At 74.6% G+C, this 10,432-nt stretch carries 2 protein-coding genes; both read left to right on the plus strand.

Translation table 11 applies throughout. From position 1 onward, the window contains the following. Positions 1-150 precede the first annotated feature (150 nt). Positions 151-2,706 carry a WXG100-like domain-containing protein gene (locus tag ON36_RS04005; protein WP_043647681.1) on the plus strand — a complete coding sequence of 852 codons (2,556 nt, stop codon included), beginning with the start codon at positions 151-153 and terminating at the stop codon, positions 2,704-2,706. A gap of 8 nt (positions 2,707-2,714) precedes the next feature. Further along, positions 2,715-10,432, plus strand: a 7,718-nt coding sequence (locus ON36_RS32510; RefSeq protein WP_281004811.1) for a DUF8616 domain-containing protein, incomplete at its 3' end; no start/stop codon positions are given.

Genomic DNA, 10,432 nt, shown 5'->3' on the forward strand with positions numbered 1-10,432 from the left:
CACGGTGGAGGGACGGGGTGCTGATGGTGTGGAGGCCGGACCTCGTTGCCGCCCTGCTCATCCCGGCCGTGTCTCGCGCCGGTCTCCCGGCTGCGCTGCGCGCGTCGACCCCGCGCGGTGACCGCGGCGAATCGGTGATCTGAGCGTCACATGTCGATGGAGTTGCCGTCCGGGCTGCACTGGCTCTCGATCCTCGCCGGCATGGAGTGGCCGGAAGGCGACGAGGACGGCATGTGGGGCATGGCCGGCGACTGGCACACCGCCGCCGACGGTCTGCGGGCGATCATCGACGACATCGATGCCGCCAAAGCGGCCGCGCACAAGGCGTACCCGCAGGGCGAGGGCGTCGAGGACATGCTCAAGGCCTTCGAATCGCTGGCGCGCGGCGACGGCGGCGACAAGGACCAGTCGATCCAGAAGCTGGCCACCCTGTTCGATCAGGTCGGGGACTCGGTCTATCAGACCGGTACCGAGATCGAATACACCAAGCTCATGTTCTATTCGTCGCTGCTGTTGCTGGCGGCGGAGATCGCCGCGGCGTGGATCTTCCCGCCGACCGCGCCCGCGGTCGAGGCGGCGGCGATCGGCGCGACCCGGATCGCGGCCCGGGTGCTCACCGGGCGGGTCATCGCGGCGATCCTGCGCAACGTCGCCAAGGCCGCCGCCACCCGCCTGGTGAAGTTCCTCGCCCGGCACGTGGCCATCGACACGGTCCTCGGTACCCTGCAGGAACTCGGCATCCAGCAGTGGCAGAAGGACCAGGGCCACCGCAAGGAGATCGACTGGAACCAGGTCAAGGCGACCGCCATCAGTTCCGCCGCGGGCGGCGCCGCGGCGGGCCCGTTCGGGCACTGGCTGGGCAACAAGCTCGGCAACTCGATGAAGCCGTGGCTGCGCAACGCGATCACCGGCGTCGGCGCGGGCCTGGTCGGCGCGGGCGGCGGCATGCTCGGCCAGTTCGGCTACGACGCCGCCACGGTCGGCCTCGACAAGGCGTGGAACAACCTCAAGACCGCGGCCGGTGACCCGCTCATGTGGAGCGCGGGCGCGAGCAACGGCGCTCTGTCGGGGCTGAACAAGGGCGCGGCGACCAACGCGTGGCAGTCCATGAAGCCGGGCCTGTTCGAGCGCCCGAACCTGAGCACCCGCATCGCCGAAACGCTCGGCCCGGACGCGAATCTCGGCACCTTCGGCCAGAACTCGGGCGCGAACACCGGGGCGGGCGACGGGTCGACCGGCCGCCCCGGCGAGGGCGACGGCGACGGGGCGGGCGCGAACCAGGGCGACCGCAGCCGCACCGGCGCGGGCGAGGCGGGGTCGGGCGACGGCGGCGGCGAGAACCGGGCCGGGGACGCCGAGGGACAGAAGGTGCGGCCCGCGGGCTCGACCGACGCCCCCGAGGCGCAGGGCGACACCATGGCGGGCGACCCCGAAAGCCGCACCGATCACCACGATTCGGGCGAGCGCCAGGCGACCGGAGACGGCGGCGGGCCGGCGCCGACCCGGCAGGAAGCCAGGCCGGAGGCGGCGGGCGGCGACACCGCCGCGGGCGACGGCAGCGGCGGCAGGCACGACAGCGGGCCGCGCGCCCAGGCCGAAGCGCCTGCCGCGCAGGCCGATTCCGGCGCGACCCAGCACGACGCGCCACGCGCCGGCGTCGCCGAGGACACGCCGACCGGCACCGTCGAGAACACCAGGACCGATGCCGCGTCCGGCGGCGAACCGGTCGCCCAGTCGCGCGACACGGCCCAGAACGGCGCGGCGCCGCTCACGACGGCGGCGGGCGCGCCACCGGCGACGGCGGCGGGCGCCCCCGCGTCGGGACCCGCGCAGACCGCCGGTCCCGCCCAGTCGGGAGCGCCGGCGCAGGCCGGCGGACCCACCCATACGCAGGCCGGTGCGCCGCCCGCGAACTCCGGGCAGGCGCCCCAGAACGCCGCCGCGCCCCAGAACTCCGCGCAGGCGCCGTCGCAGGGCGGTGCGCCCGCCCGGCCGGGTGGGCCGGAGGTCCGCGCCGACGGACCCCGCGCCGCCGCCCAGGACGGCACCCGCGCGGCAGGCGCGGACAACCGCCTGCCCGGCGGCGAGACGAAGGGCGACCGCGCGCCGGGCGACTCCGTCCGTGCCGGCGATCCGGAAGTCCGCGCGGGAGTCGCGGGTACGGACGGACCGGCCGCGCGCCCGGATGCTGCGCTCGGCGTCGACGGTGAGCGCACGGTCGGCGCTCGGCCCGACGGTTCCCCGAGTGCCGACGGTGACCGCGTGCGGTCCACCGGGGACGGACCCGCCGCGCGCCCGGATGGTGCGCTCGGCGTCGACGGCGACGGCGTGCGGCCGGCCGACGGGCCCGACGGTCCCCAGCGTGCCGAGGGTGACGGCGTGCGCCCGGGCGGGGACGGTGCCGCCACTCGTCCCGATGGTCCCCGCCACGTCGACGGTGACGGCGTGCGCTCGGCGGGGAGGACGGACCCGCCGCGCGCCCCGGACCGGACGACACGCCCTCGGGCCGGGACGACGCCCGCGCCCGGCCGGACGGCGAACACGGGCCGACACCGGACGACGCCCGTACCGTCCGTGCCGATGCCGAGATCCGGGCGGGCGCGCACGAACCGCTCGCGGGCGCGCACGCCGACGGCCCCCTCGAAGGGGTCCGGGCTGGGCGCACCGCGGGCGAGGCGCCCGCCGCCCGCGCCGCCGACGCCGTAGCGGAGGGGGTGCGCACGGGCGAGGCCGAGGGGCCGAACCGCCGGCCGGGCGCCGACCCCGCCGCCGGCATCCCGCCGGTCGTGCCGCTGGTCGGCGACGCCGGACCGTCCCACGCCCGCCCCGACGCGCACCGCCCGGCCGCGGGCGAGGCCCGGCCCGCGTCCGACCGGCGCGACAGCGGCGCCGACCGCCCGGACGAGAACCCCACGGCGCGCGACCGCAACGACGACCGCGCCCCCTGGCGGGACGAGAACGGCAACCTGCCGGTCTACGACGCCCACCTGCCCGGCGGCGAGGGCGTCGTCCACCGCCCCACCTCGACCTCGATCGGCAACGACAACCGCACCCATCGCGTGCGCGAGAACCTGCGCAACGACGGCGCCCACGACGTGATCGTGCACGGCAGGCCGGACGGCGTGCCGTTCCCCGGTCGGAACACGCCCGTCCACGCCCAGGAGATCGTCGACGCGATCCGCAGCAACCCGAACTACCGCCCGGGACAGCCGATCCGGCTGGTCTCCTGCCACGCGGGCGGGGTGAACGGCTGGGCGCAGTACCTCGCCGACCACCTCGGCGTCGACGTCCACGCGCCGACCGACCAGGTCGGTGTGCGCAGGCAGCCCGGTTCGGATCCGGTGATCGACAACGGCGGCCGCTGGCGGACCTTCAGCCCGTCGACCGGCGACGGTACCGACGGCGCCCGGCCGCGACCCGACGGCGCCGAGCCGAGGGAGCGCGCCTCGGTACCGGACCGGGACGGGGCGCCCCCGCGCGAGCCCGCCGACTGGATGGGCGACGACCCCGACGGACCCGACAGACCGCCCGCGTCCGACAGCCTGCGGCCGCCCGGCGACGCGACCGAGGTCCCCCGCCGGCCCTCGGTGGAAGGTCAGCGGCTCGGCGACATCGACATGAACGACCCGCGGGTCGAGCTGACCGGCGACAACCCGCCGCTGATCAAGTCCATCGACGGTGAGCCGGTCGCCGACTTCGCGCGCAGGCTCGGTGCCGAGCGGGCCGAGCTGTTCCTGCGCGCGGGCGAGGTCGATCCGCGCATCGTCGACAACGCCCAGCAGGCGAAGCAGGCGCACCGCGCGGCCGAAGCAGCGGTCGAGCACGCGAAGAACGAGTTCAAGGCCGCGGACCCCGCCGACAAGCCGGCGGCGCTCGATCGCCTGAAGGAAGCGCAGGCGCGCGCGACGGAGGCCAAGCAGGCGGCGCAGGACGCGCTGAGCGCGCAGCGGGACGCGGAGCGGAACCGGCTGCCCCGCGCCGCGATGGGCGAGATGATCGCGGTGACCGTCGACCGGCTGACGGGCCGGGTGTACGAGGCCGCCAACGGCAGGCCCGACAGCGTCATCCCGCACGACCAGGTGCACCCGGTGCTGCGGGACCGGGCCGCGGCCGTCGCGGAGAACGGTCCCTACAAGCACACCGACGAGGGCGACGACGTCGCGGCCACGCACCCGACACCGCACCCGGACCAGCCGCTCGGCCACGCCGAGATCCGCACGACGAACATGGCGCTGCACGACCGCGCGGCCATGGGCCATCCCCACGACGAGAACTCGCTCGGCTCGCTCACCAACTCGCCGTACCAGCCGCGCGGCGGCAACCGGGGAGACGCGCCCTACTGCGCGAACTGCACCGCGATGCTGAAGGGCACCGAGAGTGCCACCGGCACCCACTCCGGCTACCCGCCCACCGACAGCACGCTCACCCCGCCTGCCCGGCCCGCCGACATCGACCTGCTGGGCGACGGCGACGGCGCACCGCAGCCACATCCGGCAGGTCATCAGGACGTGCCGCCCGGCATGGTCCGCGGCGACGACGGACTGCTGCGCAGGCCGACCGATCGTCTCGACAGCTACCGCGACCCCGACGGCACCTGGCATCACGTCGACGACGCGCCCAACACCTCCCGCGACCGGCGGTTCCAGCTGCACGGCCCCGACGGTCTCTTCGCCGAGGACCATCTGACCAAGCGCGACTACGACTTCCGCGTGCAGAAGGGCGACTCGGACACCTACGAGGTGCGCGACAAGGACCTGGCCGATCAGCTGGAAGCGGCCTCGGACCTGCGCAAGGACCTGCAGGTGCGCCGGGACCAGGTCGGCGTCGACCTGCACCGGCTCATGGCCGAGTTCGACGTCGAGAAGGCCAGCGACCTCGCCGGTGGCAAGCTGTCCAAGGCGGTCGACAAGCTGCGGCGGGCGATCGACACCGACCCGGGGCTCTCCGACTCGGAGCGCGCGCACCGCCACGAACAGCTGAACGACCTCAACCAGACCGCCCGCAAGTACAACCGCCTCGGCACCGAGATGGTCGAGGCGTCGAAGAACCTCGGCGAGCTGGCGGGCAGGGCGTACGCGGGCGATCCCGTGCTCCATCCCGGCGCGGTCCAGCTGTCCCCGTTCCGGGACGCCTTCGACGGCGCGCACGTCGTCGACATCGCCTCGTTCGTGCCGAGGAACTCCGCAGGCGAGGGGCCGACGCTGCTCGTCGTCGAGGCGAAGGGTGTCGGGTCCGGCCTCGGCGGCTCGAAGGTCGCCCGCGCGGAACAGGGTTCACCCGAGTACCTGCGCGAGGTGCTGTCCAAGGACCAGAACCTGCAGCGCATCCTGCACGAGACGCCCGAGGACATGCGCGCGCGGGGGATCGACCCCGACAGCCCCGAGGGCCGCGCGCTGCGCCGGGCGGTCGAGCAGCTGCGCGAGGCGCGCGACAACGGCACGCTGAAGGTCGAGTACCGGCTCGTGCACGCCTCACGGGACGGCGTCGTCACCGTCACCGACCTGATCCTGCACCGCGACGGCGTCGACGTCCTCGCCGACGTCCCCCTGCCGCCGCCTCCCGACACCCCCGGCCACGGCGCGGACCCCGACCCGGGCGGTCCCGACGGGGACGCACCCGACGGTTCGCCGATCCAGTCCGGCGGCGCGATCCGGCCCCGCGACCTGTTCGACATGCCCGCGCAGGACGCGTGGGCGAACGAGGCCTACGACCACTTCCGCGCCACCGACGCCGAAGTCCGCGCGATCGAGGCCGGGCTGGCCGACGTCGACCGGGGCGACGGGCGGCGCGGTTTCGACGCGGCCGAGATCGAACAGGTCAAGAACCACCTGTTCCGGGAGGAGCACCCGCTCGGCGTCTTCGACGAGGACGGCAACCAGGTCGGCACCGAGAACCGGCGCTACGACGCCGACGCCGACATCGCCGAGGCGTGGATGCGGATGGCCGCGGGGCGGCCGCTGCCGGAGGATATCGTCCTGCTCGAACACGAGCTCGCCGAGGCGCAGTACTACCGTGACCACCCCGGTGCCTCGTACCGTGAGGCGCACCTCTCCGCCAACGAGAGGTTCGACTGGGAGTCGCGGATACCGGCCCGCACCGGCGAGAACCTGAACGATTGGAGGTCGGCCTTTGGCGATACTTCTGCTGTTCCGCAAGGAGTCGGAGACGGACACGGACGTGATCTACCGGTTCGGGGGAGCGGACCCCCCGTTCGCCCGGGCGCTGACGATCAGCAAAGCGGACTACGCGGTGACGGTCGAGGACGGGAGGATGGACCGGATGGCGATCTTCGTCGCCGGGACGGCGATCTCGCGGCATCGGCAGGACGGGACCTGGATCGAGGCGGGCAACCACCAGGCGTGACCGACCGGCCCGTCCAGAGCGGCGGCCGGAACGACGCCGGGCAGGCGGGCGACGACGACGCGAGTCCCTCCGGCGAGGCCGATCGCGACCGGCCGGACACCACATCGCAGGACCAGCCGGCGAAACCGCCGCCGCCCCCGGCGCCCGCGCATCCGGAGTCCAACGATCCGGCCGACGCGCCGGTGACCACGGCGACCAAGGCGCTCACGGATCTGAGTCAGGGGCCCGCCGTGGTGGTCGGTCCCGACGGATTGATCACCCACGTCGACGGGGTGCCCGTGCAGGAGCGCGCGGACGCGATCGCGCGTGATCGGGCCGATCAGTTCCGGCAGGCGGCCGCGGAGTTCGCGCAGCGGCCCGGGGAGAAGCCCGCGCAGACACAGAAGCGGGTGCTGGCGGCGCAGAAGGACGGCACCTACGTGTCGCCGAAGTCGCACGGCAAGGTCACCGCCGCCGTGGTCGACCAGCGGACCGGCATGGTCTACGAGGGCACCAACGGGACCCGCGACGACGTGATCCCCAAGGGCAGGCGGCATCCGGCGCTGGTGGCCAACGTCGACGCGATGCGCGCGGCGGGGCAGGCGCGGCCCGAGGGCGGCTACCCGGCGCTCGACCGGCACGGCAGACCCGAGACCGGCGCCGACGGCACGCCCAAGGGCACCCGCACCACCCCGCATTTCGACAACCCGTGGGGCCACGCCGAGGTCAAGGCGCTCAACGAGGCGCTGTGGGCCCGTGACCGGGAGAACGCGGCGCGCGCGGCCCGTGGCGAGGAGCCCCTGCCCGCCGGGGCCGACGCGCTGCGGGAGATGTACGCCCAGACCTACAAGCCGTTCGAGGGCGACCGCCCGGAGGCGACGCCGTTCTGCGCGAACTGCCATCACACGATGGGCGACGCGGGCTGCCACGCGGGCCGCTACAGCGACTTCCCGCACCGCCCGGACAACCTCACCGGCGTCTACGACCCGGCCGCGGTCCCGCCGGCCGACGGCCGCCCCGGCGCCCCGGCGCCGCGCGACGACGGCGCCGCGCGAGCGCCCGACGACCCGGGCGTGGACAGGATGGGCGACGACGAACCCGACGGCACGCGCCGCAGGCCCGAATTCGCCGAGCCGGAGCCGGAATCCGGCCGGCGGATCCGCGTCGAGTTCGGCGACGACGGGGAGATCGTCGCGCTGCACGTGCGTCTCGAGGACGGGCGGTGGCTGATGACGCGCCCGGACGAGGGCCCGGCGCATCCGCCCGCCCGCCAGGAGTCCGGGCCGGTCGACAACCGGAATGTGCTGCGCAAGCTCGTCGATCAGCTCAACGCGGGCTACGAGGGCCTCAACCTGAAGTACCCGTCCGGCTCGGGCATCGACGGCCGCGGGCAGACGGCGTTGCGCGACGGCGTGACCGGCGGCGTGCATCTGGTCACCGATCCGCCCGCGCCCGCGCATCCCGCCCCGCCGCCGACGCCGGCGCCGGACGGGCCGGTGATCGACGCCCCGCCGCCGGGGCCCGGCGATCCCGCGCTGAACGTCGCCCGCATCGGCAAAGAGGGCATGACCTTCTGGCAGAACCGCGAGCACATCCCGCTCGTCGGCGGGGCCATGGGACGCGTCGAGACCGCGGCGGGCGAACACCATCCGGTCTACTACCCGGACGGGCGCGAGTACCGGCCCGAGATCGAGGACGCCGACCCGCGGCTGTTGCGCGACAACATCGTCAGCGAGCTCGAGGCGGGCCGGATCGATCCGGACGAGGCGCGCGACATCCTCGAAGGACTGTTCCACCGCACCGAGGACCCCGAGCTGCGTCAGCAACTCGTCGACGATCTCGAGTTCCGGGGCCTGATCGACACCGACGAGGCCCGCGCGCTCGAGGACACGCCCTTCGACCCGGACCACGGCGAGCCGGCGCCGGACGGTCCGCCGCCGGAGAACGAGTCGCTCACCGACATGGCGCGCCGGCTCGGCATCGACCTCGCCGACGAGAGCCCGCAGGCGCTGCGCCGGGCCATCGACGCCGAGGCCTACCGGGTGCTGCGCGAGGTCGGCGCGATCGAGGGCCTGGCCGACGCGACCCGGCGGGTCGACGAGGAACAACGGCGCCCCTACGGCCGCGTGAGCGAGGAGACACCCGCCGCGGCCCCCGACGAGCGCACCGTCCCCGCCGGGGAAACGCCGCGGCGGGAGCTCGATTCCGACACCCGGCGCGCGGACGACGACGACCTGCTCCTCGACGAGGACGACCACGCCGACGAGCCGGAGCCGCGGCGCCGCCACTGGGGCGACACCAGCGGCCCGCGTCCGGTGCCGTTCTCGCGGGAGGTCAGCTTCCTCGACAACAACCCGATCGGGCGGTTCCTGCGCGACCTCATCGTCGCCTTCGACGGCAGCACCGCCCTGCGCGACTACGAGCGGGTCGGCAACGGCGCCGACGCCCTGCCGGAGTGGGGCGACATCGCCGACACCGCCGAACTCGGCCGCGACCAGGGACCGCGCTCCTTCTTCGAGCACGCGCTGCGCCGCGACCAGCTGCGCGACGAACTGTCCAGCCGGGCGGCCATGTTCGGCGTCGACCTGGCCGACCTGACCGGACCGGACGCGGACCGGACCCTGGCCGCGCTGCGCGACGCGGCGGGGCAGCGGGCACGGAACCTGGCCGACTTCATCGCCGCCGCCGAGCCGATCCTGCGGGGGGACGAGGGCGCCCCGGTCGGCCGCACCTACGGCGATCAGGTCGCGCGCATCCCCGGCCCCGACGGCGGGCCGGACCGGTTGCTCGTCACCGACGGTCCGCTCGACCGCGAACAGGCGCTGGCCCGCGCGCTCGACGACCACGACGAGCTCGCCGACGGGCTGCGCGACGGATCGCTGCGCCTCGACTTCCGCGCCACCCGCGCCGACGGCGCGGGCAACCTGCACCTCGACCCGGTCAGCACCCCCGAGGTGGAGCACGTCCGCCGCACGATCGACGGCGGCGAGCTGAAGGTGACCCTGCTGCGCGGCGAGGACGGGCAGTGGCATCCGGTCCAGGCCGAGCCCGAGAGCCCGCCGCCGCGCGACCGGGAACAGATGGTGCGCGACATCCGCGACCTCGCCCGCGACCTGAACCTGCATCCGATGCAGCTGCACCCGGACCACATCGCCGCGACGATCCGCGACCTCGACCTCGACAACGCCGTGCGCGCCGCGCAGGTGGAGGCGCTGGCCGACTACGCGCGCAACATCTCCGACATCGAGACCTACCATCTCGTCGGGGACGCCCGCTCGCGGCTCGCGGACCGCCTCGGCCTCACCGAGGCCGAGCTCACGCCGCGGAAGCTCGCCGAGGGGCTCGCCGACCGCAAACAGCGCAAGGCGTTGCGCACCCAGCAGTTCGAGGACCTGCTCGACGGCCCGCGGCACGAACCGCGGAAGAACAAGGTCGAGGGCTACTCCCAGCAGTTGCGGGACAACGTCGACAAGGACGCCGTCCTCGCCGCGCAGGAGAAGCTGATCCGCGCGCTGGCGCCGAACGACCCGGAATCGCTGCGCCCCAAGCGTTCCTTCAAGGCCGAGCACGGCCGCAGGGAGTACCGGGCCGACACGACCGGCATCGACGCGAACGCGCTGCGCAAGCGGGTCATGCGCCTGCAGCGGCGCGGCCACAGCGACCTGGTGCTGCGGGCGCTCACCGACTACGCGGAGGCGCTGTGGGACATCGACCCCTACAAGAACGTCCCCAAGGGCGACCGCTCCGCCGACCCGCGCACCACCGGCGAGCCGCGCGTCTACGACCTCGACGCCGTCCACGGCCTGCGCGACATCGTCGGCACCGCGACGCCGGGCGCCGACCCGATCGGCTTCGCCGCCCAGGTCGCCGACAGCGCCGCCCGCTCCTACGGCCAGGGCGAGACCCCCGACCCCAACGGGCCGCGGCCGCAGGCCAACCGGGACTGGGCGCGCCTCATCGGCGTCGACCTGACCAACGCGAGCGACGAGAAGTTCCGCGAGATCTACGAGGCCTACCGCGACGGGAAGATCGAGAAGCACGAGGGACTGAAGCCCGGCGAGCTCGAAGCCGAGATCCACCGCATCCGCGA

Origin of the sequence: Nocardia thailandica NBRC 100428 (genome assembly GCF_000308795.1) — a bacterium.
Lineage (GTDB): Bacteria > Actinomycetota > Actinomycetes > Mycobacteriales > Mycobacteriaceae > Nocardia > Nocardia thailandica.